Here is a 25,615-nt window from a genome sequence, read left to right on the forward strand (position 1 = left end):
GCCGGGTGGAGGGCCCGTAGCGGTCGTCCAGCTTCTGCCCGGCCGGAGCGCGGAAGACCACCCTCAAACGCCGGCGGGGCTGGAATGGCCGCGGTCGGAACGTCGGCGAGGCTGAAGTGGTGGCCGCGCCTCGAACGCCGGCGGGGCGGGAATGGCCGCGCTTCGAACGCCGACCGGGCCTGGCGCGGAGGGCGGTCGCCGGCGGACGTGGCTAATTCGTACGGCCTTCGCCGGACAAAAGCGGGGTGTTTTGTCTGTGATGTACGGTTCGGTGGAGGCTGACCAGGACTTTTCGTCCGTTCTCGCTGACTGGAGCGGCCTTGGCCGCTAGTCTCCGACCAGAGTGAGCGAACGGCGGACCTGCGGGACCGTCGTTCGTGGGGCTCGCCTGGTGAGGTGCCTTGTGTTCCCCACCGGTCCGTATCCGACAGTTCGACATCCGAGGTGACGTAGGCGTGGCTCTTCCGCCCCTTACCCCTGAACAGCGCGCAGCCGCGCTCGAAAAGGCCGCCGCGGCTCGCCGGGAGCGGGCCGAGGTGAAGAATCGACTCAAGCACTCCGGTGCCTCCCTGCACGAGGTCATCAAGCAGGGACAGGAGAACGATGTCATCGGCAAGATGAAGGTGTCCGCTCTCCTGGAGTCCCTGCCGGGCGTGGGCAAGGTCCGCGCCAAGCAGCTCATGGAGCGCCTCGGCATTTCCGAGTCCCGGCGTGTCCGAGGTCTCGGTTCCAACCAGATCGCTTCCCTGGAGCGCGAGTTCGGCGGCAGCGGCGCCTGACGCGTCACCCGAAGTTCTCCCGGTGTTCTCAGGCAGTCCTGGGAGACTGGATAATCGCTCTATGGCAGCAGAGGTACGTCCGCGGCTGACCGTGCTCTCCGGCCCCTCAGGGGTCGGCAAGAGCACGGTCGTCGCGCATATGCGCAAGGTTCACCCCGAGGTATGGCTCTCGGTGTCGGCCACCACCCGCAAGCCGCGGCCCGGTGAGCGTCACGGAGTCCACTACTTCTTCGTCACCGACGACGAGTTCGACAAGCTGATCGCCAATGGCGAGCTGCTGGAGTGGGCCGAGTTCGCGGGCAACCGCTACGGCACACCGCGCGGCGCGGTGCTGGAACGCCTGGACAAGGGCGAGCCGGTCCTGCTGGAGATCGACCTGCAGGGCGCCCGGCTCGTCCGCGAGTCGATGGCCGAGGCCCGGCTCGTCTTCCTGGCCCCGCCCAGCTGGGAGGAGCTGGTCCGCCGGCTCACCGGCCGGGGGACCGAGTCGGCCGAGGTCATCGAGCGCCGGCTGGCCGCCGCGAAGATCGAACTCGCGGCCGAAGCGGAGTTCGACGTCACCCTTGTCAATACCTCCGTCGAGGACGTGGCCCGCGAGCTGCTAGCCTTGGTGGCAGTTGTTTGATCGTTGTTCGATCATTACCCATCTTCGGAAGGTAGAGCGTGTCCTCTTCCATGTCTGCGCCCGAGGGCATCATCAACCCGCCGATCGACGAGCTGCTCGAGGCCACCGACTCGAAGTACAGCCTCGTGATCTACGCGGCCAAGCGTGCCCGTCAGATCAACGCGTACTACTCGCAGCTCGGTGAGGGCCTGCTGGAGTACGTCGGCCCCCTCGTGGACACCCACGTCCACGAGAAGCCCCTTTCGATCGCGCTGCGCGAGATCAACGCGGGTCTGCTGACCTCCGAGGCCATCGAGGCCCCGGCCACTTAAGCAGTACGCGTCACCCGATTTTGTCACTCCAGGCCCGGTAGACCGACTGCCGGGCCTGTGGTGTGTCATGTGTCGTGTTCGGACAAGGGAGCAGTAGTGGACAAGCCGAAGGTCGTACTGGGGGTCAGCGGCGGGATCGCCGCCTACAAGGCCTGTGAGCTGCTGCGCAGGCTGACCGAGTCCGGGCACGACGTCCGCGTGGTGCCCACCGAGGCCTCGCTGAACTTCGTCGGCGAGGCCACGTGGGCCGCCCTCTCCGGGAACCCGGCGTCCACCCGGGTCTGGGAGAGCGTCCACGAGGTGCCGCACGTCCGCATCGGCCAGGGCGCCGACCTCGTCGTGGTCGCCCCCGCCACGGCCGACATGCTGGCCAAGGCGGCCCACGGGCTCGCCGACGACCTGCTCACGAACACGCTGCTCACCGCCCGGTGCCCGGTGGTCTTCGCGCCCGCCATGCACACCGAGATGTGGGAGCACCCCGCCACCCAGGAGAACGTGGCCACCCTGCGCCGCCGGGGCGCCGTCGTCATCGAGCCCGCCGTCGGCCGGCTCACCGGCAAGGACACCGGCAAGGGCCGGCTGCCCGACCCGGAGGAGATCTTCGAGGTGTGCCGCCACGTGCTGCGCCGCGGCCTCGGGGACGGCGGCGACGGGCCCGACCTCGCCGGTCGGCACGTGGTGATCAGCGCGGGCGGTACGCGCGAACCGCTGGACCCGGTCCGCTTCCTCGGCAACCGCTCCTCCGGCAAGCAGGGCTACGCGCTGGCCCGTACGGCCGTGGCGCGCGGCGCCCGGGTCACCCTCGTCGCGGCGAACGCCGCGCTCGCCGACCCCGCCGGGGTGGACGTCGTACGTGTGGGGACGGCCCTCCAGCTGCGCGAAGCCGTCCTCAAGGCGGCCGCCGACGCCGACGCGGTGGTGATGGCCGCCGCGGTGGCCGACTTCCGGCCCGCCGCCTACGCCGAGGGAAAGATCAAGAAGCAGGACGGGCGGGAGCCCGCGCCGGTGGCCCTGGTCCGCAATCCTGACGTACTCGCGGAGGTTTCGGCCGAACGTGCCGTGCCCGGCCAGATCGTGGTCGGCTTCGCCGCGGAGACCGACGACGTCCTCGCCAACGGGCGCGCGAAGCTGCGGCGCAAGGGATGCGACCTCCTCGTCGTGAACGAGGTGGGCGAGGCCAAGACCTTCGGATCCGAGGAGAACGAGGCGGTGATCCTCGCCTCCAACGGAGAGGAGACCCCCGTGCCCCACGGTCCCAAGGAAGCCCTCGCCGATGTCATCTGGGACCAGGTGGTGCCCCGGCTCGCCCCGCAGGCCGCCCTCCGACGCGCCTGAGGGACGGACCTTTTCTCCTGGTGCCCGATGGGCCAAGATGTAGTGCCGCAGGTCACACGGCTCCCACAAGGCGAGACGGGTGGTCCGGCCAACGGTGGCGACCGATAAACTGCACCCGGAACACGGCCAGGCGCAGCTCCCGGTAGTGTTCCGCCAATTGATCAGCCAGCAGCCGCTGCAACCCCAGGGAGCGATGTGTCCCGCCGCCTCTTCACCTCGGAGTCCGTCACCGAGGGCCACCCCGACAAGATCGCTGACCAGATCAGCGACACCATCCTCGACGCCCTGCTCAGGGAGGACCCCACCTCGCGCGTCGCGGTGGAGACCCTGATCACCACCGGTCTCGTGCACATCGCGGGTGAGGTGACGACGAAGGCCTACGCGCCGATCGCCCAGCTCGTCCGCGACAAGATCCTCGAGATCGGCTACGACTCCTCGAAGAAGGGCTTCGACGGCGCCTCCTGCGGCGTCTCGGTGTCCATCGGCGCGCAGTCCCCGGACATCGCGCAGGGTGTCGACACGGCGTACGAGAGCCGGGTCGAGGGCGACGAGGACGAGCTGGACAAGCAGGGCGCCGGCGACCAGGGCCTGATGTTCGGTTACGCCTGCGACGAGACGCCCGAGCTGATGCCGCTGCCGATCCACATCGCGCACAAGCTCTCGCGCCGCCTGTCCGAGGTCCGCAAGAACGGGACGATCCCGTACCTGCGCCCCGACGGCAAGACCCAGGTCACCATCGAGTACGACGGCGACAAGGCCGTCCGCCTCGACACCGTCGTCGTGTCCTCGCAGCACGCCTCGGACATCGACCTCGACTCGCTGCTCGCTCCCGACATCCGCGAGTTCGTCGTCGAGCACGTCCTCAAGCAGCTCGTCGAAGACGGCATCAAGCTGGACACCGAGGGCTACCGGCTGCTGGTCAACCCGACCGGGCGCTTCGAGATCGGCGGCCCGATGGGCGACGCCGGCCTCACCGGCCGCAAGATCATCATCGACACCTACGGCGGCATGGCCCGCCACGGTGGCGGCGCCTTCTCCGGCAAGGACCCGTCCAAGGTCGACCGCAGCGCCGCCTACGCGATGCGCTGGGTCGCCAAGAACGTCGTCGCCGCCGGTCTGGCCTCGCGCTGCGAGGTCCAGGTCGCGTACGCGATCGGCAAGGCCGAGCCCGTCGGCCTCTTCGTCGAGACCTTCGGCACCGCCAAGGTCGAGGTGCAGAAGATCGAGGACGCGATCGCCCAGGTCTTCGACCTGCGTCCGGCCGCGATCATCCGCGACCTCGACCTGCTGCGCCCGATCTACGCCCAGACCGCCGCCTACGGCCACTTCGGCCGTGAGCTGCCGGACTTCACCTGGGAGCGCACCGACCGCGTCGACGCGCTGCGCGCCGCCGCCGGTCTGTAGGCACGACCGCCCCGAACGGCCCCGGACCCCACGGTCCGGGGCCGTTCGGCGTTCCGCCGCCACGGCGGACCCGCCGCCGGCGCCGTTCCCCGGCTGTCGGTGCCATGGGTGAGAATTCCGGTGTGAGCAGCCAGAACGAACCCGAGACCGGCGGCGCGCCGGAACAGCTCGCGCTGATGCGGGAGATGGTCGCCGAGGCGAAGGCCAAGGCGCCCAAGGCCAAGCCCCGCACCTGGCGCGGCGCCTCGCTGGCCCGGGAGCTGCCCGTCGCGCGGATCCTCGTCAACAAGGGCGTGCTCCACCTCGACCAGCTCTGGGACTACGCCGTCCCCGAGGAACTGTCGGAGGCCGCGCAGCCCGGGGTCCGGGTCCGGGTCCGCTTCGGCGCGGGTGCGCACCAGGTGCACGGGGGCCGCCGCGAGGGCGGCGGCCTCATCGACGGGTTCGTCGTCGAGCGGCGCGCCGACACCGACTACAACGGCCCGCTGGCGGCCCTCGCCCAGGTCGTCTCGCCCGAAGCCGTCCTCGGCCCGCGCATGCTCGCCCTCGCGCGGGCCGTCGCCGACCGGTACGCGGGCAGCCTGGCCGACGTCCTCCAGCTCGCCCTCCCGCCCCGCAACGCCCGCGCCGAGTCGAAGCCCTCGCCGGACCCCCTGCCCGCGCCCCCCGCGCCCGAGCCCGGCGGCTGGGAGCGCTACCCGGCCGGGCCGGGCTTCCTGCGGGCCCTGGCCGGCGGCGGCGACCCGCGCGCGGTGTGGACCGCGCTGCCCGGGCCCGGCTGGGCCGATGAACTGGCCCGGGCCGTGGCCGCGACCCTCGCCTCCGGCCGCGGCGCCCTGGTCGTCCTGCCCGACGGGCGCACCGCCTCCCGGGTCGACGCGGCCCTGACCGCGCTGCTGGGCGAGGGGCGGCACGCCCTGCTGACCGCCGAATCCGGTCCCGAGAAGCGCTACCGGCAGTGGCTCGCAGTCCACCGCGGCTCGGTCAAGGCAGTGATCGGCACCCGGGCCGCGATGTTCGCGCCGGTGCGGGACCTCGGCCTGGTGGCCGTCTGGGACGACGGCGACTCCAGCCACAGCGACGACCACGCCCCCTTCCCGCACGTGCGGGAGGTGCTGGAGCTGCGCGCGGTCACCGACGGCTGCGCCTTCCTCGTCGGCAGCACCAGCTGCACCGTGGAGGCCGCCCAGCTGGTGGAGTCCGGCTGGGCCCGGCCGCTGGCGGCCGACCGGGAGCGGGTACGGGAGTGCGCGCCCCGGATCCGGACCGTGGGCGATGAACTGCTGGCCCGGGACGAGGCCGCGCGGGCCGCACGGCTGCCGACCCTGGCCTGGGAGACCGTGCGCGAGGGCCTCAAGAGCGGTCCGGTGCTCGTCCAGGTGCCCCGGCGCGGGTACGTCCCGCGGCTCGCGTGCGAGCGGTGCCGGACCCCGGCCCGCTGCCGCCACTGCGCGGGGCCGCTGGAGGCGCCCGACGAGCGGGAGCTGCGGTGCGGCTGGTGCGGGCGCGGGGAGCCCGCCTGGCAGTGCGAGGAGTGCGGGTCGGTGCGGCTGCGGGCGCAGGTGGTCGGCGCGCGGCGGACCGCGGAGGAGCTGGGGCGGGCGTTCCCGGCGGTCCCGGTGCGGACCTCCGGGCGGGACCACGTGCTGGACTCGGTGCCCGACCGGCCCGCGCTGGTCGTGTGCACGCCGGGCGCGGAGCCCGTGGCCGAGGGCGCGGGGTACGCGGCGGGGCTGCTGCTCGACGGCTGGGCGATGCTGTCGCGGCCCGACCTGCGGGCGGGGGAGGAGGCGCTGCGGCGCTGGATCGCCGCCGCCTCGCTGGTGCGGGGGGACGGCCAGGTGGTCGTGGTCGCCGAACCGACGCTGCGGCCGGTGCAGGCCCTGGTGCGCTGGGACCCCGTCGGGCACGCCGTACGGGAACTGGCCGAGCGGGCGCAGCTGGGCTTCCCCCCGGTCTCCCGGATGGCCGCGGTGGCGGGGCGGCGGGAGGCGCTGGACGCGTTCCTGGCCGGGGCGGGGCTGCCCGCCGACGCGGAGATCCTGGGCCCGGTGCCGCTGCCCGGCCGCCGGGGCGAGCCGTCCCCGGGGGAACGGGCCCTGGTCCGGGTGCCCCCGGGCAGCGGGGCCGCGCTGGCGGCGGCCCTCAAGACAGCCCAGGCCGCCCGGATGGCCCGCGGGGTCGCGGTGGCGGACACGATCCGGGTGCGGATCGACCCGCCGGACATCGGCTGAGGCCGGTGTGAACGGGGGCCCGGCCGGTGGACGCGGACCGGGCCGGGGGCGGCCCCGGGTGCGGGCCGCCCGGAGGCCCGGGAGGGGGCGTCGCCGACGGGGGCGACCGTAACGGGGCGAGCGTGGCCCCGGGCAGCGGCCGCCGGGCGTCGAGCGGAGCCCGGTACGCGGCTGCCGTCGTGCGGCTTCCGCCGTGTTGCTGCCGTTGTGCGTCAGCCGTTGCGCGGGCCGGGGAAGGCCGGCGGGCGCAGGGACGCGGCTCCGGCGGTGGACTCCTCGCGCTGCGGCTGCGGCGGCACCGACCGCGCGGCCGGGATCGTCGGCATCGGCGACATCGGGGGAGCCCCGAGGGTCCGCGTGGTCGATCCCTCGGCCAGCGGCTCCGCCGCCTCGGCGGCCTGCGCGCGCCGGGCCCCGTACCGCCGGTGCACGGCCTGCTTGGTGACCCCGAGGGCGGAGCCGACCGCGTCCCACGAGAAGCCCAGGGAGCGGTCGAAGTCCACCGCGGCGGTGACCAGCGTCTCGACGCTGTCCCGCAGTTCCTGCGCCAGGCGGACGGTGGGGGCGGGCGCGCGCCCGTAGACGACGAACCCCGTGGAAGGGCCGGAGCGGCGCGGGCGGTACACGTTGCCCAGCTGGGCGGTGAGCGTACGCAGTGCGTCCACCTGCCGGCGGACCCGCTCGATGTCCCGCACCAGGAGGTGCAGGCTGGCCCTCGCTTGGGCGTCGTGGGTGGCGTGGTCGGCCATGAAGAAGCCTCTCGTACCGGTGCTGAGGAGCGGATCGGGCCGCACACACCGTTCACACGCGGCCCGCTTCGGGTCAATCTCTCTTGACCAACGCGTCACGTGGCGCGTTGGTCACGCTGTGGGGGCGTGTCGGCATATGCGAGAGGCGCACCGCCTGCGCGTACGCCCCCCCGTGTGGGTGGTGGGGGAGGCGCCCCGGCGGCGGGCGGCCGCGGGGGCGGCCACCGGTGGGGCGCCTGCTCCTCGCCCCATAGACTGGTGCGCTGCTGACAGCCGAGATAGCGAGGTAGACACCGGTGAAGCTCGTCTTCGCAGGCACCCCCGAGGTCGCCGTACCCGCCCTGGACGCCCTGCTCGCCTCCGGGCGCCATGAGGTCGCCGCCGTCGTCACCCGCCCCGACGCGCCCGCGGGCCGCGGCCGGCGGCTGGTCGCGAGCCCCGTGGCCGAGCGCGCCGAGGAAGCCGGGATCGAGGTCCTCAAGCCGGTCCGGCCGCGCGACGAGGAGTTCCAGGCCCGGCTGCGGGAGATCGGCCCGGACTGCTGTCCGGTCGTCGCCTACGGCGCGCTGCTCCCCAAGAGCGCCCTGGAGATTCCGCGCCTCGGCTGGGTCAACCTGCACTTCTCGCTGCTGCCCGCCTGGCGCGGAGCCGCGCCGGTGCAGCACTCGATCATGGCCGGGGACGAGGTCACCGGCGCGTCCACCTTCCTCATCGAGGAGGGGCTGGACTCCGGCCCGGTCTACGGCATCCTCACCGAGGAGATCCGCCCCACCGACACCAGCGGCGACCTGCTGACCCGCCTGGCCTTCGCGGGGGCGGGCCTGCTGTCCGCCACCATGGACGGCATCGAGGACGGCACCCTGCGCGCCGTCGAGCAGCGGCCCGAGGGCATCTCGCTGGCGCCCAAGATCTCGGTCGAGGACGCCCGGGTGGACTGGACGGCCCCGGCGCTGCGCGCCGACCGCGTCGTGCGCGGTTGCACGCCCGCGCCGGGCGCGTGGACCGTCTTCCGCGGCGAGCGGCTCAAGATCATCTCGATGGCCCTGGTGACCGACCGCACGGACCTGACGCCCGGCGAGCTGGCCCCCGCCAAGAACAACGTGTACGTCGGGACCGGCTCGCACGCCGTGGAGCTGCTCTGGGTGCAGCCGCAGGGCAAGAAGCCCATGAAGGCCGCGGACTGGGCGCGCGGGGTGCGGATCGCTCCCGGCGAGCGGCTGGGCGGGGCCGACGTAGGCTGAACCGGACACCGCTCGACCGCACCGCCCTCTCGACCTCACCTCCTTCTCGTCTCGTACTTCCGGAGCACCTTTCACGTGAGCGAACAGCCCCGCCGTCCCGCCGCCGCGGGCGGCAAGCAGGCCAACCCGTACCGCCGGCCCAAGAAGGACCCCGTCCGGATCCTCGCCTTCGAGGCGCTGCGGGCGGTCGACGAGCGGGCCGCGTACGCGAACCTGGTGCTGCCCCCGCTGCTGCGCAAGGCCCGCAAGGACGAGAGCTTCGACGCGCGGGACGCGGCGCTCGCGACCGAGCTGGTCTACGGGACCCTGCGCCGCCAGGGCACGTACGACGCCATCATCGGCGCGTGCATCGACCGGCCGCTGCGCGAGGTCGACCCGCCGGTGCTGGACGTCCTCGCGCTCGGCGCCCACCAGCTGCTCGGCACCCGGATCCCCTCCCACGCCGCCGTCTCGGCGAGCGTGGAGCTGGCCCGGGTGGTGCTGGGCGACGGCCGCGCCAAGTTCGTGAACGCCGTGCTGCGCAAGATCGCCGCGAAGGACCTGGACGCCTGGCTCGAACAGGTCGCCCCGCCCTACGACGTGGACGCCGAGGACCACCTCGCCGTCGTCCACTCGCACCCGCGCTGGGTCGTCTCCGCGCTGTGGGACTCGCTCGGCGGCGGCCGGGCGGGCATCGAGGACCTCCTCGAAGCCGACAACGAGCGGCCCGAGGTCACCCTCGTCGCCCGGCCCGGCCGGTCCACGCCGCAGGAGCTGCTGGAGGCGGTCGGCGAGGACTCGGCACTGCCGGGCCGCTGGTCGCCGTACGCCGTCCGGATGGCCGAGGGCGGCGAGCCGGGTGCGCTGGAAGCGGTCCGGGAGGGCCGTGCGGGCGTCCAGGACGAGGGCAGCCAGCTGGTGGCCATGGCGCTGGCGAACGTACCGGTCGAGGGCCGCGACGGCCGCTGGCTGGACGGCTGCGCCGGTCCGGGCGGCAAGGCGGCGCTGCTCGCCGCGCTCGCCGCGGAGCGCGGTGCCTTCCTGCTGGCCTCGGAGAAGCAGCCGCACCGTGCGCGCCTGGTGGAGAAGGCGCTGGCGGGCAACCCCGGCCCCTACCAGGTGATCACCGCGGACGGCACCCGGCCGCCGTGGCTGCCGGGGTCCTTCGACCGGGTCCTGATGGACGTGCCGTGCACCGGCCTCGGCGCCCTGCGCCGCCGCCCGGAGGCGCGCTGGCGGCGCCGCCCCGAAGACCTGGAGGGGTTCGCCCCGCTCCAGCGCGGGCTGCTGCGCGAGGCGCTGTCCGCGGTGCGGGTGGGCGGCGTGGTCGGGTACGCGACGTGCTCGCCGCACCTGGCGGAGACGCGGGTCGTGGTCGAGGACGTCCTCAAGGGCCGCGGCGCCGGGCACGAGCCGATCGCCGCCGAACTGATCGACGCCAGGCCCTACATGGAGGGCGTCCCGGCCCTCGGAGACGGCCCGGACGTCCAGCTGTGGCCGCACCTGCACGGTACGGACGCGATGTACCTGGCGCTGCTGAGGCGCACGGCGTGAGGTGACGCGTGGTCGGCCCATGGGTGACCACGTGAGGAGATGTGCAGCCCGCTCCCGGGATTCCGGGGGCGGGCTTCTCACTGCCCCGGCCCCGCCGCGAGGGCGTCGAGCTGTTCCGCCGACCAGGACAGGTCGCCGGTGCGCAGGTCTTCGACCACCGCGCGGACCCACTCCAGCTCGGCGGCCGTGACGGCGCGCAGGTATTCGGTCTCCAGACGGGTGATGCGCGGCAGCCCGCCGTCCGCTTCCGAGACCAGGGCCGACTCCAGCCCGCCGAGCGTCTCCGCGAGCGCGGCCGCGCGCCGGTCGAGGACGTCCGCCATCTCGTCCGGGGCGAGCAGGAGCAGGTTCGACAGGGCGGCCGGGAACTCCGGGAACTCCTGCTTGGGCACCGCGAGCATCTCCTCCAGCCAGGCTCGGGCGGTCTCGCGCCCCGCGTCGGTGACCTCGTAGACGGTCCGCTCGGGGTACTGCTGATCGCGCCCGGTCTCGCGCACCGCGATCAGTCCGTCGCCGTTGAGCCGCTCGATCGTGCGGTAGAGGCTCGCGCGCTGCTTGACGTTGACGACCTGCTCCTTGCCCCAGTCCTTGACCAGCCGCTGGATGCCGTACGGGTGCAGCGGCTTGTAGTGCAGCAGGGCCAGGACGGTCAGGGCGAGGGGGGAGCTGCGGGGAGCGGATGACGTCATGGGAGCGATTCTAGCCTCGGGCGAACTAGTTGACGTGAGACTAGTTGCGGTGAAACTATCGAGGGGTCGACGCGGGGTCCGCCGGATCAGCCGGATCCGCCGTCGGCCCGAGGAGAGGAACCACTGCCATGTCCCTCAACGAAGGCGACCCATCCGCCCGCACCGCCCCGGTCCGTACCGCGCTCGTCATCGGTGGCGGCCTCGCGGGGCCCGTCGCCGCGATGGCCCTGCGCCAGGCGGGCATCGAGGCCGCCGTGTACGAGGCCTACGACTCCACAGCCGACGGCGCCGGCGGCGGCATGACCATCGCCCCGAACGGCCAGAACGCCCTCGACGCGATCGGCGCGGGCGACCTCGTGCGCGCCATCGGCACACCGGTCACGGCCATGGGCCTGCGGAGCTGGACGGGCAAGCACCTCGCCCGGTTCGCCCCGCCGTCACGCTTCCCCTGCCAGCAGTTCGTCTGGCGCGCCGACCTCTACCGCGCGCTCTACGACGAGGCCGCGCGCCGTTCGGTCCCCGTCCACCACGGCAAGCGGCTCACCGGGGTGACGGACACCGCATCCGGCGTCACCGCGCACTTCGCGGACGGCACGCGGGCCGACGCCGACGTCCTGATCGGCGCCGACGGCATCCGCTCCACGGTCCGCTCCCTGATCGACCCGGCCGCGCCCCGGCCGAACCACGCCGGCCTGGTGTGCTTCGGTGCGCGGCTCGACGACTGCGCCCTGCCCTCCACCCAGGGCGTCATGTACCTGTGCTTCGGCAAGCGCGCCTTCTTCGGCTACCAGGTCTTCGACGACTCCTCGGCGGTGTGGTTCGCGAACCTGCCGCACCGCCTCCCGATGACGGTCGCCGAGGCCCGGGCGATCGGTGCGGGGGAGTGGACGCGCACGCTGCGGGCCGCCTTCGCCGACGACCGCATTCCGGCTCTGGAGATGATCGGTGCCACCGCCGCTGACCAGCTGCTGATCACCGGCCCGATGGAGAACATGCCGAGCGTCCCGACGTGGACCCGCGGCCGAATGACCCTGATCGGCGACGCGGCGCACGCCGCCTCCTCCAGCTCGGGACAGGGCGCGTCGATCGCCTTCGAGAGCGCCGTCGAACTGGCCCGCTGCCTGCGGGACCTGCCGTACGACGAGGCCTTCACGGCGTACGAGCGGCTCCGCCGCCCCCGCGTCGAGCGCATCATCCAACTCGGCGCCCGCACGAACAGCAACAAGAGCGCGGGCCCGGTGGGCCGCGTCCTGCGCGACCTGATGCTGCCGCTGGTGATGAAGATGGCGGATCCGTCGCAGAAGTCGGCCTGGCAGTACGAGTACGGGATCGAGTGGGGGGAGCGGGTGGGGTGAGGCCGCGGCTGCGCGGCGCGTGGGGGCGGGTTTCGAGCTTCGGGGTCGGGGTGGTTCCGGGGGCGGCATGGGGGAGGGTGCCCGTTGCCTGGGGCCCGGCGCCCGGCCGCAGGCCGAGTGAGCCTGATGCGGCGCCCTTTGGGCGGAAGACGCACGCCTTCAGATCGCTACGCAGTCGCGGTCGGCTCAGCGGCCTGCGGGCCGGCCGTGGCTGGTCACCGCAGGCGGCGAGGGGGGCAGATCCGGCCCATGGGGGAATGAATGGCGATCAGACCGTCGTGGGGCGATGAGTTTCACGACTTCCTCCGGTCTATAGAGGGAGACGTGACCGTGGGAATGGTGAAGGGTGCAGGAATGAGCTACGCAGAGGTCAACGGACAGTCGCTGTACTTCGAGGAGCACGGATCGGGCGCGGGGGAAGCGTTGGTCCTGTTGCACGGCGGGTTCGGGTCGGGGGACACCTTCGCCCCGCTGCTGCCCGCCCTGACGGACGGCCGCAAGGTCGTTCTCGTCGACCTTCAGGGGCACGGTCGTACGCCCGACGCGGACCGGGCGCTGCGGCCGGAACTGCTGGCGGACGACGTCGCCGCACTGATCAAGCATCTCGGTCTGGAGCGCGCGGACGTCCTGGGGTACTCGCTCGGAGCCAAGGTCGCCCTGCGGACCGCCATCCAGCACCCGGACGCCGTCCGGCGGCTGGTGCTGGTCTCGGTCCCGTTCAAGAGGGACGGCTGGTTCCCCGACGTGCTCGTGGGAATGGATCAGATGAGTGCGGCCGCCGCCGAGATGATGAAGGGCTCCCCGCCCTACAACCACTACGCCGAAGTCGCTCCGCGTCCCGAAGACTGGCCCGTCCTGGTCGGCAAGACGGCCGAAGCCCTGAAGACGGACTTCGACTGGCGCGATGAGGTGGCCGCCCTCACCATGCCGGTCCTCCTCGTGTACGGCGACGCCGACTCGATCCGTCCCGCACACGTCGCCGAGTTCTTCGCCCTCCTCGGCGGCGGCCTGAAGGACGCGGGCTGGGACAACTCCTACCGTCCCGCGTCCCGCCTGGCCATCCTGGCCGGCGCCTCCCACTACGACATCCTGAATTCCCCCACCCTCGTCCCGTCGATCCTCCCCTTCCTCACGTCCGAAGTGTGAGTGGTTGAGGTCTGGGAGCGTTCGACGGCAGTCTGACCCGACTGGACTCCCGTCTGGCCGAGCTGTGAGCTCCGCCGCGCCCCTCACCAGCCCCGAACAGGCCGCAGACGCCTCTCCCGGCGAAGCGCGTAGCGATTGAGTGCGCGCCTTTCGCCCGGAGGGCGGGGCATCGGCCTCACTCGGCCTGCGGCCGGGCGCCGGGCGCAGGCCGCATCGGCACCCTCCCCCATGCCGCCCCGGCACGGGAAGACAGTTGAACTGACGGGCAGCCCCCGGAGCATCCCCGACCCCGAAGCGCGAAACCTACCCGTGAGCGGCGAAGCCGCTCCCCGGCGCAGCCGGGATCCCCAGCACCCCAGGGCACGGTCAAGAACCCGCCCTGGGCATGGCACGCTTGGGGCATGGCCGCTCAGATCAATCCCAGCATCCTGTCCGCGGACTTTTCGCGTCTCGCCGAAGAGGCGCGCGCCGTCGAGGGCGCCGACTGGCTGCACGTCGACGTCATGGACAACCACTTCGTCCCGAACCTCACCCTCGGCGTCCCGGTCGTGGAGTCCCTCAGCCGTGCGACGGACATCCCGCTGGACCTCCACCTCATGATCGAGGACCCGGACCGCTGGGCCCCGCAGTACGTGGAGGCGGGTGCCGGATCGGTCACTTTCCACGCCGAGGCGGCGGCCGCGCCCGTACGTCTGGCCCGGGAGATCCGCGCCAAGGGCGCACGCGCGTCCATGGCGCTCAAGCCCGCGACGCCGATCGAGCAGTACGAGGACCTGCTGCCCGAACTCGACATGCTGCTGATCATGACGGTCGAGCCGGGCTTCGGCGGACAGCCGTTCCTGGACATCATGCTGCCCAAGATCCGCCGCACCCGGGAGATGATCGTCAAGCACGGCCTGGAGCTGTGGCTGCAGGTGGACGGCGGGGTGTCCGCGTCGACCATCGAACGCTGCGCGGAGGCGGGCGCCGACGTGTTCGTGGCGGGCAGCGCGGTCTACGGAGCGGTCGACCCGGCCGCCGCGGTCCGCACCCTGCGGGAGCAGGCCGACCTGGCGATCTCCGCCGCGCCCTGGGCGTGCGACCACTGAGCCAAGGCTTGGTGAACAGCTCGGTGAACGCTGGTCCTCCAGGCTGATCAACGGCCCTCGGATCTGACAGGATGAACGGCGAGTCGAGAATGTGAACAGCAGTGAGGAGAACGCGGTGTCTGCAATGTCGGCGGGACGGTCTGCCCTGCGGATGGGACCCGCGGAGCTGGTGCAGGCGGCGGCGATGGCCCGTCGTTTCTACTTGGAGGGCAAGTCCAAGATCCAGATCGCCGAGGAGTTCGGCGTGAGCCGCTTCAAGGTGGCCCGGGTCCTGGAAACCGCTCTGGAGCGCGACCTCGTGCGCATCGAGATCCGCGTGCCGGCCGAGCTGGACGCCGAGCGTTCCGACGCGCTGCGCGCCCGGTACGGCCTGCGGCACGCGGTGGTCGTGGAGTCCCCGGCGGACGCGACCGAGGACGCCCCCGACCCGGAGAACCTCGGCGCGGTCGCCGCCGACCTGCTCGGCGAGCTGGTCAACGAGGGCGACGTGCTGGGCCTCGCGTGGGGCCGCTCCACCATCCACATGGCCGCCTCCCTGCACCGGCTGCCCCCCTGCACCGTGGTCCAGCTGACCGGGGTGTACGACGCCGGGACGGCCGAGCGCGGCTCCGTGGAGGCCGTCCGCCGCGCGGCCCAGGTCTCCGGCGGGGACGCGCACCCCATCTACGCGCCGATGCTGCTGCCCGATCCGGCCACCGCGGCCGCGCTGCGCGGCCAGACCGGGATCGCGCGCGCCTTCGAGTACTTCGACAAGGTGACCGTCGCGGCGGTGTCCATCGGGTCGTGGGAACCGGGCATCTCGACCGTTCACGACATGCTGACGGACGAGGAGCGCGCCCACTACGCCTCGCTCGGCGTCGCCGCCGAGATGTCCGCGCACCTCTTCGACTCCGAGGGCCGCCGGGTCGGCCGGGACCTCGGCGAGCGCTGCATCACCGTCGAGGCGGACCGGTTGCGGCGGATCCCCGAGGTGGTGGCGATCGCGGGCGGCCTGCGCAAGGCGTCGGCGATCGGTGCGGTGCTGCGCTCCGGCCTGGTCACCAGCCTGGTGACGGACACGGCGGTCGCGGACTTCCTGCTGACCGAGTCCCAGCCGGGGCTGCGGCCGGCGCTGGAGCGGGCCGACCCGGACGACCTGGTTCCGTAGACCGGGACCCCAGTGGCCGGTGCGCGGGCGCGTGCCGGGGCCGGGTCGGGCTTCGGCCACCTGCCGTCCGCGCTGGCGGGCGAATCGGATATTTGGCACCATCGGGCGCATGATCTTCCGGAGCGTGCCCCGCCCGTTGCTGCGTCTGCTGGGGGCCCTGTTCCTCTGCGTGGCCCTGGTGGGTGCGGCGGGCTGCGGGGGCACGCAGGACCCGGTACCCCCGAGTGCCGCGCCCGGTACCCCGGCGGCCACCGCCCCGAACGGTTCCCCCTCCCCCAGCACGAGCGCCACTCCCGGCTGGGCGAAGGGGATGAAGACCCTCCGGGCCGCGGACCTGCCCCGGGAGGCCCGGGACACGCTGGTCCTCATCGACAAGGGCGGCCCCTACCCGTACCGGCAGGACGGCACCGTCTTCGGGAACTTCGAAAAGGTGCTGCCGCGGCAGCAGCGCGGTTACTACCACGAGTTCACCGTGAAGACCCCGGGCTCCCGGGACCGCGGCGCGCGGCGGATCATCACCGGTCAGGGCAGCGAGTTCTTCTACACGGACGACCACTACGAGACCTTCAAGGCGGTTCTCCGATGACCCTGGACCCCCGTGCCCTCGCCCCCGCCGTGGCCGCCGCCGAGGAGGCCGGCTGGACGGTCGTACGGCTCGACCTGGACGGCGTGCGCAGCAAGGCGGAGCTGATGCGGCGCTGCGGGGAGGCGCTGCGGCTGCCGGAGCACTTCGGCGGGAACTGGGACGCCCTGGCGGACTGCCTGATCGACTTGTCCTGGCTGCCCGGGGCGCCGGAACGGCTGCTGGCCGTCACGTCGTGGCGCGGTTACGCCGCGGCCCGGCCGGGGGACTGGGAGACCTTCCAGGACGTCCTGGAGCAGGCCGTGGACTTCTGGCGGCACTCCACCGGGGGCGCGCTGAACGTCCTGCTGGCGGATCCGGGCGACAGGCCCCGGCCGAAGCCGGGGCCGCCGCCGCACCGGAGCTGAGCGGGAGAGTCCCGCGCGCTCCCTTTTCACCCGGGCCGGGCCGGTCAGGAGCCGGCGGAGTCGCCCGATGCGCCGGAGTCTGCCGCGCCGGGCTTCTCGGCCGTCGGCTGGTCGGGGCCCTGGGCGCGGACCTGCTGGACCTTTTCCAGGGAGCCCCGCAGGTCGGCGAGCCAGGCGTCCGCGTTCTTGTCGACGAGCCGGACGCACCAGGCGAGGGCGTCCGCACGGCTGCGGGCCACACCCCCCGCGACCAGCGTGTCGAGCACGCCGCGCTCCGACTGGCGCAGCCGGGTCATCACGGGCACGGCGAGGTGGGTGAAGAGGGTCCGCTCGCCCTCCGCCTCCACCCCCCAGGCCACCTTGCGCTGGTACAGCTCCTCGGCCTCGCGCGCCACCTCGATGCGCTGCTCGCGGGTGCGCTCGCGGAAGCCCCGTACCGATTCGGTGGCGGGGATGCGGCCGACGACGGTGATCTCCTCGCGGTCGACCACCACCTCCACCAGCTCTTCGTAGACGTCGATGGGAAGGCGCTCCGCGAACCAGCCGCGGAGTTGCTCACGCTGTTCGGCTGTAATCATGTAATCAACGTTGCATCGGGAGAGGTCCCGAGCGCAAGGGTTCCGATTTCGCTCTCAGCCGTAACCGGCCCGGCTCGGCGCACCTTTCCGTCCCCCCGGGCCAGGACTAAAGTCCCGTAGGAACGAACCACTCGGCCCACCCCGTCCTGGACGATCGGCCCGGCCCGCTCCCGTGCCAGGACGTGGGAGAATGAAGTACGTGCGTTTCCTCGGCTGCCCCGCCAGGGCAGGCGGCCCCTCCGATCGACTGGGATGTTCAGCACGTGCGTTTCCTCAATGACCTGAAGCCGCCGTACGACCTCACGTACGACGATGTGTTCATGGTGCCCAGCCGTTCTTCGGTGGGCTCCCGCCAGGCCGTCGACCTCTCCTCGCCCGACGGGACCGGCACCACCATTCCCCTCGTCGTGGCCAACATGACCGCGATCGCCGGCCGCCGGATGGCCGAGACCGTCGCCCGCCGCGGCGGCCTCGTCGTCATCCCGCAGGACATCCCGATCGAGATCGTCACCGACGTCATCTCGTGGGTGAAGACGCGCCACCACGTGCTCGACACCCCGATCACGCTGGCCCCCACGCAGACCGTCGCCGACGCGCTGTCCCTGCTGCCCAAGCGGGCGCACGGCGCCGGTGTCGTCGTCGACGCCGACCACCGCCCGATCGGCGTGGTCACCGAGCACGACCTGTCCGGCGTGGACCGCTTCACCCAGCTCTCCGAGGTCATGTCGAAGGAGCTGCTGCTCATCGACGCCGACATCGACCCCCGCGAGGCCTTCAACCAGCTCGACGCGGGCCACCGCAAGCTGGCTCCCGCCGTGGACAAGGACGGCCGCCTCGCCGGCATCCTGACCCGCAAGGGCGCGCTCCGTGCGACGCTCTACACCCCCGCCACCGACGCCGAGGGGAAGCTGCGCATCGCGGCCGCCGTCGGCATCAACGGCGACTTCGCCGTCAAGGCCAAGCAGCTGCTGGACGCGGGCGTGGACACCATCGTCATCGACACGGCCCACGGCCACCAGGAGTCGATGATCCACGCGATCAAGACCGTGCGCGCGCTCGACCCGCAGGTCCCGATCGTCGCGGGCAACATCGTGGCCGCCGAGGGCGTCAAGGACCTCATCGAGGCCGGCGCGGACATCATCAAGGTCGGTGTGGGCCCCGGCGCCATGTGCACCACCCGCATGATGACCGGCGTGGGCCGCCCGCAGTTCTCCGCGGTGATGGAGTGCGCGGCCGAGGCCAAGAAGCACGGCAAGCACGTCTGGGCCGACGGCGGTGTCCGTCACCCGCGCGACGTCGCCATGGCGCTGGCCGCCGGTGCGTCCAACGTGATGATCGGCTCCTGGTTCGCCGGTACGTACGAGTCCCCGGGCGACCTCCAGCAGGCGGCCGACGGCCGTCTGTACAAGGAGTCCTTCGGGATGGCCTCCGCGCGCGCCGTGCGGAACCGGACCTCCGAGGAGTCGGCCTACGACCGCGCCCGCAAGGCGCTGTTCGAGGAGGGCATCTCCACCTCCCGGATGTTCCTCGACCCGGCCCGGCCGGGCGTCGAGGACCTCATCGACTCGATCATCGCGGGCGTTCGGTCGTCCTGCACCTATGCCGGTGCGGGGTCGCTGGCCGAGTTCGAGGAGAAGGCCGTCGTGGGGGTGCAGTCCGCTGCCGGTTATGCCGAGGGCAAGCCGCTGCACGCCAGCTGGAGCTAGTCCCTCCGGGGGGCGTGTCTCCCGTTTACCTTCCGTGGCCCCCTGGCCGTCCGCTTCCGGATGGCCGGGGGCGCGGTGGTTTCACGGGGTGTTTCTGGTCGGCTGTCCGCCGTGGGCCCTCCGGGGGCGCCTCAAACGCCGGCGGGGCTGGATTGGGTTGGAAGGGGTTCAGGGGAGGCGGGGGGTGGGGGGTGTGGTGTGGACGCCCGGGCGGTATTTGGGGATGCGGACGGTGATCTTCATGCCTTCGCCGACCGCCGTCTCGAAGACCATGCCGTAGTCGTCGCCGAAGACCTGCCGCATCCGCTGGTCCACGTTCGGCAGGCCGATGCCCGTCCCGCAGCCCGGCTGTTCGCCGGCCAGGATCCGGCGCAGCAGTGCCGGTTCCATGCCCACCCCGTTGTCCTCGATCGTCAGGACCGCCTCGGGGCCCGCGTCCCGGGCCGTGAGGGTGATCCGGCACTCCCGGGCCGTGTCCTCCAGGCCGTGCTTGACCGCGTTCTCCACCAGCGGTTGCAGGCACAGGAACGGCAGGGCCACGGGCAGGACTTCGGGGGCGATCCGCAGGGTCACCTTCAGCCGGTCCCCGAACCGGGCCCCGGCCAGCGCCAGGTACTGCTCGATGGAGCGCAACTCGTCCGCCAGGGTGGTGAAGTCCCCGCCCCGCCGGAAGGAGTAGCGGGTGAAGTCCGCGAATTCCAGCAGCAGTTCCCGCGCCCGCTCCGGGTCGGTCCGGACGAAGGAGGCGATCGCGGCCAGCGAGTTGAAGATGAAGTGCGGCGAGATCTGCGCCCGCAGCGCCTTGATCTCCGCCTCCATCAGCCGGGTCCGCGACCGGTCCAGTTCCGAGAGCTCCAGCTGTACGGAGACCCAGCGCGCCACCTCCGTCGCGGCCCGCGCCAGCACCGCCGACTCCTGCGCCCCGTAGGCCACCAGCGCCCCCAGCACCCCGTCCTCCCCGGTGAGCGGGGCGACGACCTCCCACCTCAGCGCGCAGCCCGGCTCCCGGCAGCCGGTGCGTCCGCTGCGGCTGCGCCCCGAGTCCAGCAGCTCGGCCGCCCGTTCCATCGCCCGCCGCTCGTGGTGCCCGGCTCCCGGCCCGTCCCAGGCCAGTACCTTCTCCCGGTCGGTCAGGCACAGCGCCTCGGTCCCGAGCAGGGAACGCAGCCGCCGGGCGGCCTTGCGGGCGGTGTCCTCGGTGAGCCCGGCGCGCAGCGGGGGCGCGGCCAGCGAGGCGGTGTGCAGGGTGTGGAAGGTGGCCCGTTCCACCGGGGTGCCGAGGCCGGGCGCGCTGCGTCCCGCCCGGTGGGCGTGCAGCCGCCCGAGCGCGTAGCCCAGTGCCAGGAGCACGGCGGCCGCGGCGGGGAGCGCGAGCAGCGCGGCCCCCGTCACCGGGCGTCCCCGTGGCCCACGGAGCGGCGGTGCACCAGCTGCTCGGGCAGGTGCAGCCGGGCCAGGGTGGCCGCCGTGCCCTTCGGCACCCGCCCCGGGGTGGCCAGCGACACCAGCACCATCGTCAGGAAGCCGAGCGGCACCGACCAGGCCGCGGGCCAGGCCAGCAGGGTGGTCGCCCAGCCCGCCGGAGCCAGCCCGGCCCGGGTCGCCAGCACCGCGCCCAGAGCGGCGCCGCCCCCCGTCACCAGCCCGGCCACCGCGCCGGGCGGGGTCAGCCGGGGCCACCAGATGCCGAGCACGAGCAGCGGACAGAAGGAGGAGGCCGACACGGCGAAGGCGAGCCCCACCGCGTCCGCCACCGGGACGTGCGAGGCCAGCACCCCGCCCGCCAGCGGCACCGCCATCGCCACCAGGACCGAGAGCCGGAAGGCGCCCACCCCGCGGGGAGCCCGGGCACCGGCCCCCCGGGCGACCGCCCTGGAGAGCCCCCGGGAGGGCAGGACGTCCTGGTGCAGGACCCCGGCCACGGCCATCGTCAGCCCGGAGGCGGTGGAGAGGAACGCGGCGAAGGCGCCCGCGGCGAGCAGCGCGCCGAGCAGTTCCCCCGCCACCCCGCCCACCAGCCGGGCGGGCAGCACCAGCACCGCCGCGTCGGTGTCCCCGGTGAGGGCGAGCTCGGGAGCGTAGATCCGGCCGAGCGCGCCGTAGACCGGCGGCAGCAGGTAGAACGCGCCGACCAGCCCGAGGACGACCAGGGTGGTGCGGCGTGCGGCCCGCCCGTCGGGGCTGGTGTAGAAGCGCACCGCGACGTGCGGGAGGCCCATGGTGCCGAGGAAGGTGGCGAGGATGAGCCCGTACGTCGCGTAGAGCCGGTACTCGTTGCGGTCCCCGGCGAGCGGCCGGGACCAGGACGGGGCGTCCGGGCCGGCGCCCGCGCGGGCCTCCGGCAGCCGGCTGCCCGCCGCCAGCTCCAGCCGGGTCCGGGCGCCCACGGTGTGCTCCCCGGCTTCCAGCGGCACCGTGTCACCGGCGTACGTCCGCCCGTCGACCCGGCCGGTGACGCGCGGGGCGAGCGGCGCGTCCAGGGACATCCGCACGTCCTGCGCGAGGGTCACCGAGGTGTGCTCCCGCAGCACCGCCGGGGCGTCGAAGGTGGCGCGCGGGGCGCCGTCCCCGGCCCAGGCGGCGACCAGGAAGAAGGCCGGGACGAGCAGCGCGGTGAGCTTGAGCCAGTACTGGAACGCCTGCACGAAGGTGATGCTGCGCATCCCGCCCGCGCCCACGGCCACCGTGACCACCAGGGCGACGACCAGCCCGCCGACCCAGTGCGGGGCGCCGGTGAGGATCTGCAGGGTCAGCCCCGCGCCCTGGAGCTGCGGCAGCAGGTACAGCCAGCCGACGCCGAGGACGAAGACCACCGCGATCCGGCGCACCGCCCTCGACTCCAGCCGCGCCTCGGCGAAGTCGGGCAGGGTGTACGCCCCCGAGCGGCGCAGCGGCGCGGCCACCAGGACCAGCAGCACCAGGTACCCGGCCGTGTAGCCGACCGGATACCACAGCATCTCCGGCCCCTGGAGCAGCACCAGTCCGGCGATCCCGAGGAAGGAGGCGGCGGAGAGGTACTCGCCGCTGATGGCCGCCGCGTTGAGCCGGGGGCCGACGGTGCGCGAGGCGACGTAGAAGTCGGAGGTGGTGCGCGATATCCGCAGGCCCAGCCCGCCGAGCAGCACCGTGGCCAGGACGACGACGGCCACCGCGCTCAGCGCATACGTCTGGTTCACCGGGCGGCCTCGGGCGGAAGAGGGAAGGGGGCGGAGAGTGGATTCTAGGCATGGCGCCGCGCCCGGCGACAGGCGTGATCCGGCGATGGAGGGGGTCCGGCGCGGGGGCGCGGCCCGGTGAAACGCGCGTGCACGGCGTCCGGTTGGGGCGCCGTCGGCACGGGGGCCGCCCGGTCAGCGGATGCGGTCGCTCGCGTGCGGGCGTGCGCGGCCCTGGTGCTCGGCGCAGTCGCGGCGGGCGATCTCCAGCTCCACGTACGACTCCTCGGCCCGCCGGAAGGCCAGGGTCAGCGCGGCCTCGGCGCGCGGCGGCAGGTGCGGGCGGCAGCCCTCGTCCGCCTCGTACAGCACGTCGGCCCAGCGCGCGGCCGCGCTGCGGAGCCTGGCCAGCAGGGCCTCGGCCTCGGCCGGGTCGGCGGGCCGGGTGCGGGGCAGGCCGCTCAGCGCGTCGAGCAGCGCCTCGATCTCGGACATCTTGCTCCTCCCGCCCGGAAGATCCACGATAGGGGCGGTCGGCCCGGCGGGGGCCCGCACCGGCGCCTCCTGCGGCCGACGGCCCCGGCGGATCGCCGTACGCGCCGTGCCGCGCGACGAACGGCGCCCGCGCGGCGCCGGGCGGTCGCCACCCCCGCGGCCGGCCGCCGACCGCGCGGGGTCAGCCGACTGGGCGGTCGCCACCCCCGCGGCCGGCCGCCGACCGCGCGGGGTCAGCCCGTGGCCCTGCGCGTCAGGAGGTCGCGCAGCTCACGGGCGTGACGGCGGCTCACCTGGAGTTCCGCGGCGCCGACCCGGACGCTGGTGGTGCCCGCGTCCAGGCGCAGTTCGTCGATCCGGTCCAGCGCCACCAGGTGGCGCCGGTGTATCCGGACGAACCCCCGCGCCGCCCAGCGCTCCTCCAGCGTGGACAGCGGGATCCGCACCAGGTGGCTGCCCTCGCCGGTGTGCAGGCGGGCGTAGTCCCCCTGCGCCTCGACGTACGCGATGTCCGCGACGGCCACGAAGCGGGTGACCCCGCCCAGTTCGACCGCGATCTGCTCGGCGGCGCGGTCCGTGACGCCCGCCGGGGCGTATGCCGGGGCGGGGGGAGCGGCGGCCGGGGCACGGTCGCGGCCGCGCAGCGCGCAGGCCCGGCGCACCGCCTCGGCCAGCCGCTCCGGCCGCACCGGCTTGAGGACGTAGTCCACGGCCTTGAGGTCGAACGCCTGGACGGCGAAGCCCTCGTGGGCGGTGACGAAGACGACCAGCGGCGGCGAGCTGAACCCGGCGAGGAGGCGGGCGATGTCCAGCCCGGTCAGCCCCGCCATGTGGATGTCGAGGAACACCACGTCGAGGCCGTCGGCCCCGTCCGGGCCCGATTCGACGGCCAGGGTGATGCGGCGCAGCGCCTCGGTGGCGTCCGAGGCCCCCGTCGCCGTGCTGACGCGGGGGTCGGAGCGCAGCAGGTAGAGCAGCTCCTCCAGGAGCGGCTTCTCGTCGTCGACGGCCAGTACACGGAGCATGGGGGGCAGTGTAGAGAGGGTGCTCCCGGCGCGGAACGGGTGCGCCTCAGACCGGCAGCCCGGCCGGGTCGGCGGGGTCGGCCGGGTCGGCCGCATCGCCGCGGGTGGCGATGGCTCCGGGTTCGGCGCGGGCTCCGGGTTCGGCGGACGTGCCCGCGCCTGCGGCGGCTCCCATGACGGCGTCGGCGAGTCCGCCCCGGCGCAGGGCCTCCGCCACCGCGAGTCCCAGCACCCGGTGCCCCTCGTCGTTGGGGTGCAGCCCGTCGGCGAGGTGCGCCGGAGCCAGCAGGTCGCGCCCCGGCAGCAGGACGAGCCGTCCGTCCCCCGCCGCGATCCGCTCGCGCACCGCGCGTTCCATGGCGTCGCGCAGGGCGCCCAGGGTGGCGCCGAGCCGGTTCGGGGTGCGCTCCGCGTCGGGCCGCAGGACGGGGGAGAGGAGCAGGAGGGGGGTCCGCGGGTGCCCCTGGCGCACGATGTCGAGGAACGCGCGGGTGGTTTCGTACAGCAGGGGCGCGGAAAAGGGTGCGCGCGACCAGCAGTTGGTGCCGAAGGCCAGGGTGAGGGCGTCGGCGGGGAGCGCGGACAGCTGCTCGGCGGTGGCGAGTTCGCCGCAGGCGCCTCCCGCATAGCCGAGGTTGACGGCGTCCCAGCCGAGCGCCCGGCCGGCCACCGCGGGCCAGCCGTGCGGGGGCCGGGTGGACCACCAGCCTTCGGTGATCGAGTCCCCGTGCACCACCCAGCGCGGCGCGGCGGGCGCCGGGGCGAGCGGGCCGCCGACCCCGCGCAGGCCGAGCACCTCCGGGGCCTGGGCCTCGGGCGGGTGCAGGGTGAAGGGGCCGCCGCCGGCCGGCAGCCCGATGCGTACGACGGCCTCGGCGGCCGGTTCGGTGACGACCTCGGCGAGGCGCCCGGACCGGTCCCACAGGGCGAAGTGGTGCGCGAGGTCGCGCAGCGCGTCGGCCCGCCCGGGGACGGCGGCCCGGTAACGGACCTCCACGGCGTGCGCCCCGGGCCCGGCGGTGAACTCCAGGCGCACCCCGATCGGCAGCGCGGCCCGCTCGCCGGTGTCCCAGGGCAGCCGCGCGGTGTCCGCGGGATCGGCGCGCACCGGCCGCCCGTGCTCCAGCCAGGCCACTCCGCGCAGGAAGGGGCCGGGGTCCAGCCAGTGCTCGTCGGGTGTCACCGGGCGTCTCCGATCGTCGGGTACGGGAACTTCACGCCTACCCCGCCGTCCACGCTCAACGTCTGCCCCGTGAGGTACGCCGCTCACGGCCAGGCCGGGAACGAGAGGGCGGCGGCGATGTCCCGGGGCCCGGCGACCCGGCAGAGCGGGGCGTTCTCGGCGCACCGGCGCGGCCCGTCCTCCCCGAGCGGGGCGGCTGCACGCGGTGTCCACACCACTGCGGGCGCGGCCGCCCGTCCCGCCCGTCCCGGGGGCCACGGCGGCTGCCCGTGCCACGTCCGGGTCGGCGCGGAGCACCCGGGCTCCGGCCGTGGCGAGGGCGTGGGCGCTCGGGCCGCCGGTGCCGTTGTCCGCGCCGAGCAGGACGAAGCGGCGGCCGTCCTGGCGGTTCGGGGCGGCGCAGCCGGGGACGGGGGAGCGGTCCAGCGGCGCGGGGGACGGCGGCCCCGGTGGCCCCGGGCTCGTGCGGCGCCCCCGGCGGGCGGCGCCGCGGTAGCGGGCCGGCTCCGGGACGACCACGGGGGCGGAGCACCCGGTGCCCCACCCGACCCGGCCGCGGGCAGGACGGCCACGGTGCGGCCTTCTCGGCGATGCGCTGCGGCGGCGCGAAGCCGAAGGGGGTGCGGTCACCCCGAAGCCGAGCCGGATCCGCCCTCGGGCCCCGCCCGGGGGGACCTCCAGGCCCGGCGAGGTGACCGAGGAACACCTCGGGGCCAGGCCCGATCTGCTCGACGGCCTCCCGGTGGGCGCGCTGCTCGGCAACGCGCCGACCGTGCCGGTGGGCTCCGGGCCACGGCTCGGCACGTCCGTCTCGTAGAGCGCGACCAGGTCCATGGCGGCACGCTGC

The 25,615-nt window shown here is 73.9% G+C and carries 24 protein-coding genes; 16 read left to right on the forward strand and 8 right to left on the reverse strand.

What is annotated here, in order from left to right:
- The first annotated feature begins 455 nt into the window (after positions 1-455).
- The 6 genes from ABZY31_RS17140 to ABZY31_RS17165 all read left to right on the forward strand — a co-directional run bounded on the left by ABZY31_RS17140 (position 456) and on the right by ABZY31_RS17165 (position 6,688).
- Positions 456-779, forward strand: coding sequence for an integration host factor (locus ABZY31_RS17140; protein ID WP_330329439.1), 324 nt, complete (start codon positions 456-458; stop codon positions 777-779).
- Between the two features lie 61 nt (positions 780-840).
- Positions 841-1,404, forward strand: a complete 564-nt coding sequence (gene gmk / locus ABZY31_RS17145) for a guanylate kinase (RefSeq protein WP_356410767.1) — start codon at positions 841-843, stop codon at positions 1,402-1,404.
- 38 nt (positions 1,405-1,442) lie between these two features.
- A complete protein-coding gene (gene rpoZ, locus ABZY31_RS17150) occupies positions 1,443-1,715 on the forward strand; it encodes a DNA-directed RNA polymerase subunit omega (protein WP_283451425.1) in 273 nt (90 codons plus the stop codon).
- A 96-nt stretch (positions 1,716-1,811) separates the two neighbouring features.
- Positions 1,812-3,050, forward strand: coding sequence for a bifunctional phosphopantothenoylcysteine decarboxylase/phosphopantothenate--cysteine ligase CoaBC (gene coaBC / locus ABZY31_RS17155; protein WP_356410769.1), 1,239 nt, complete (start codon positions 1,812-1,814; stop codon positions 3,048-3,050).
- 195 nt (positions 3,051-3,245) lie between these two features.
- The gene (gene metK / locus ABZY31_RS17160) at positions 3,246-4,454 is read left to right on the forward strand and encodes a methionine adenosyltransferase (RefSeq protein WP_356410772.1); all 1,209 of its coding nucleotides are present in this window, start codon (positions 3,246-3,248) and stop codon (positions 4,452-4,454) included.
- A 104-nt stretch (positions 4,455-4,558) separates the two neighbouring features.
- Positions 4,559-6,688, forward strand: a complete 2,130-nt coding sequence (locus ABZY31_RS17165; RefSeq protein ID WP_356410775.1) for a primosomal protein N' — start codon at positions 4,559-4,561, stop codon at positions 6,686-6,688.
- Between the two features lie 212 nt (positions 6,689-6,900).
- Here the strand turns inward: ABZY31_RS17165 and ABZY31_RS17170 are convergent, their stop codons facing one another.
- A complete protein-coding gene (locus tag ABZY31_RS17170; RefSeq protein ID WP_356410778.1) occupies positions 6,901-7,437 on the reverse strand; it encodes a hypothetical protein in 537 nt (178 codons plus the stop codon).
- A gap of 296 nt (positions 7,438-7,733) precedes the next feature.
- Between ABZY31_RS17170 and fmt the strand changes: the two genes are divergently transcribed.
- Positions 7,734-8,678, forward strand: coding sequence for a methionyl-tRNA formyltransferase (gene fmt / locus ABZY31_RS17175; RefSeq protein ID WP_356410781.1), 945 nt, complete (start codon positions 7,734-7,736; stop codon positions 8,676-8,678).
- Positions 8,679-8,753: 75 nt separating this feature from the next.
- Positions 8,754-10,211, forward strand: a complete 1,458-nt coding sequence (locus tag ABZY31_RS17180) for a transcription antitermination factor NusB (RefSeq protein ID WP_356410784.1) — start codon at positions 8,754-8,756, stop codon at positions 10,209-10,211.
- A gap of 77 nt (positions 10,212-10,288) precedes the next feature.
- On the opposite strand, the gene ABZY31_RS17185 is transcribed toward ABZY31_RS17180, so the two are convergent.
- Complete coding sequence (locus ABZY31_RS17185; RefSeq protein WP_356410787.1) at positions 10,289-10,900, reverse strand: PadR family transcriptional regulator; 612 nt, start codon at positions 10,898-10,900, stop codon at positions 10,289-10,291.
- A 128-nt stretch (positions 10,901-11,028) separates the two neighbouring features.
- Between ABZY31_RS17185 and ABZY31_RS17190 the strand changes: the two genes are divergently transcribed.
- The 6 genes from ABZY31_RS17190 to ABZY31_RS17215 all read left to right on the forward strand — a co-directional run bounded on the left by ABZY31_RS17190 (position 11,029) and on the right by ABZY31_RS17215 (position 16,626).
- On the forward strand, positions 11,029-12,255 hold the full coding sequence (locus ABZY31_RS17190) for an NAD(P)/FAD-dependent oxidoreductase (protein ID WP_356410790.1): 1,227 nt from the start codon (positions 11,029-11,031) through the stop codon (positions 12,253-12,255).
- 354 nt (positions 12,256-12,609) lie between these two features.
- Entirely contained in the window at positions 12,610-13,401 is a 792-nt protein-coding gene (locus tag ABZY31_RS17195) for an alpha/beta hydrolase (protein WP_356410793.1), read from the forward strand.
- A gap of 401 nt (positions 13,402-13,802) precedes the next feature.
- On the forward strand, positions 13,803-14,489 hold the full coding sequence (gene rpe / locus ABZY31_RS17200; protein WP_356410796.1) for a ribulose-phosphate 3-epimerase: 687 nt from the start codon (positions 13,803-13,805) through the stop codon (positions 14,487-14,489).
- 91 nt (positions 14,490-14,580) lie between these two features.
- Positions 14,581-15,636, forward strand: a complete 1,056-nt coding sequence (locus tag ABZY31_RS17205) for a sugar-binding domain-containing protein (protein ID WP_356410799.1) — start codon at positions 14,581-14,583, stop codon at positions 15,634-15,636.
- A 109-nt stretch (positions 15,637-15,745) separates the two neighbouring features.
- The gene (locus ABZY31_RS17210) at positions 15,746-16,222 is read left to right on the forward strand and encodes a ribonuclease domain-containing protein (RefSeq protein WP_356410802.1); all 477 of its coding nucleotides are present in this window, start codon (positions 15,746-15,748) and stop codon (positions 16,220-16,222) included.
- The gene (locus ABZY31_RS17215; RefSeq protein WP_356410805.1) at positions 16,219-16,626 is read left to right on the forward strand and encodes a barstar family protein; all 408 of its coding nucleotides are present in this window, start codon (positions 16,219-16,221) and stop codon (positions 16,624-16,626) included. The genes ABZY31_RS17210 and ABZY31_RS17215 overlap by 4 nt, the downstream gene beginning before the upstream one ends.
- Positions 16,627-16,670: 44 nt before the next feature.
- On the opposite strand, the gene ABZY31_RS17220 is transcribed toward ABZY31_RS17215, so the two are convergent.
- A complete protein-coding gene (locus ABZY31_RS17220) occupies positions 16,671-17,204 on the reverse strand; it encodes a hypothetical protein (RefSeq protein WP_356410807.1) in 534 nt (177 codons plus the stop codon).
- Between the two features lie 242 nt (positions 17,205-17,446).
- Here ABZY31_RS17220 and ABZY31_RS17225 point away from each other — a divergent pair, with 242 nt between their 5' ends.
- Positions 17,447-18,910, forward strand: a complete 1,464-nt coding sequence (locus ABZY31_RS17225) for a GuaB1 family IMP dehydrogenase-related protein (protein WP_356410996.1) — start codon at positions 17,447-17,449, stop codon at positions 18,908-18,910.
- Positions 18,911-19,078: 168 nt separating this feature from the next.
- Here ABZY31_RS17225 and ABZY31_RS17230 read toward each other — a convergent pair whose 3' ends face one another.
- The 5 genes from ABZY31_RS17230 to ABZY31_RS17250 all read right to left on the reverse strand — a co-directional run bounded on the left by ABZY31_RS17230 (position 19,079) and on the right by ABZY31_RS17250 (position 24,768).
- Positions 19,079-20,302: a histidine kinase gene (locus tag ABZY31_RS17230; RefSeq protein WP_356410810.1), complete on the reverse strand. Its 1,224-nt coding sequence runs from the start codon at positions 20,300-20,302 to the stop codon at positions 19,079-19,081.
- On the reverse strand, positions 20,299-22,086 hold the full coding sequence (locus ABZY31_RS17235; RefSeq protein WP_356410813.1) for a cation acetate symporter: 1,788 nt from the start codon (positions 22,084-22,086) through the stop codon (positions 20,299-20,301). The genes ABZY31_RS17230 and ABZY31_RS17235 overlap by 4 nt, the downstream gene beginning before the upstream one ends.
- Positions 22,087-22,260: 174 nt before the next feature.
- A complete protein-coding gene (locus tag ABZY31_RS17240) occupies positions 22,261-22,560 on the reverse strand; it encodes a hypothetical protein (RefSeq protein WP_356410815.1) in 300 nt (99 codons plus the stop codon).
- Between the two features lie 233 nt (positions 22,561-22,793).
- Positions 22,794-23,585, reverse strand: coding sequence for a LytTR family DNA-binding domain-containing protein (locus ABZY31_RS17245; RefSeq protein WP_356410818.1), 792 nt, complete (start codon positions 23,583-23,585; stop codon positions 22,794-22,796).
- Between the two features lie 46 nt (positions 23,586-23,631).
- Positions 23,632-24,768, reverse strand: a complete 1,137-nt coding sequence (locus ABZY31_RS17250; protein ID WP_356410821.1) for a GDSL-type esterase/lipase family protein — start codon at positions 24,766-24,768, stop codon at positions 23,632-23,634.
- A 691-nt stretch (positions 24,769-25,459) separates the two neighbouring features.
- Between ABZY31_RS17250 and ABZY31_RS17255 the strand changes: the two genes are divergently transcribed.
- The gene (locus ABZY31_RS17255) at positions 25,460-25,585 is read left to right on the forward strand and encodes a hypothetical protein (protein ID WP_356410824.1); all 126 of its coding nucleotides are present in this window, start codon (positions 25,460-25,462) and stop codon (positions 25,583-25,585) included.
- The last annotated feature ends 30 nt before the right edge of the window (positions 25,586-25,615 follow it).

The sequence above is a fragment of the Streptomyces sp. NPDC006529 genome (assembly GCF_040611795.1).
Taxonomy (GTDB): Bacteria; Actinomycetota; Actinomycetes; order Streptomycetales; family Streptomycetaceae; genus Streptomyces.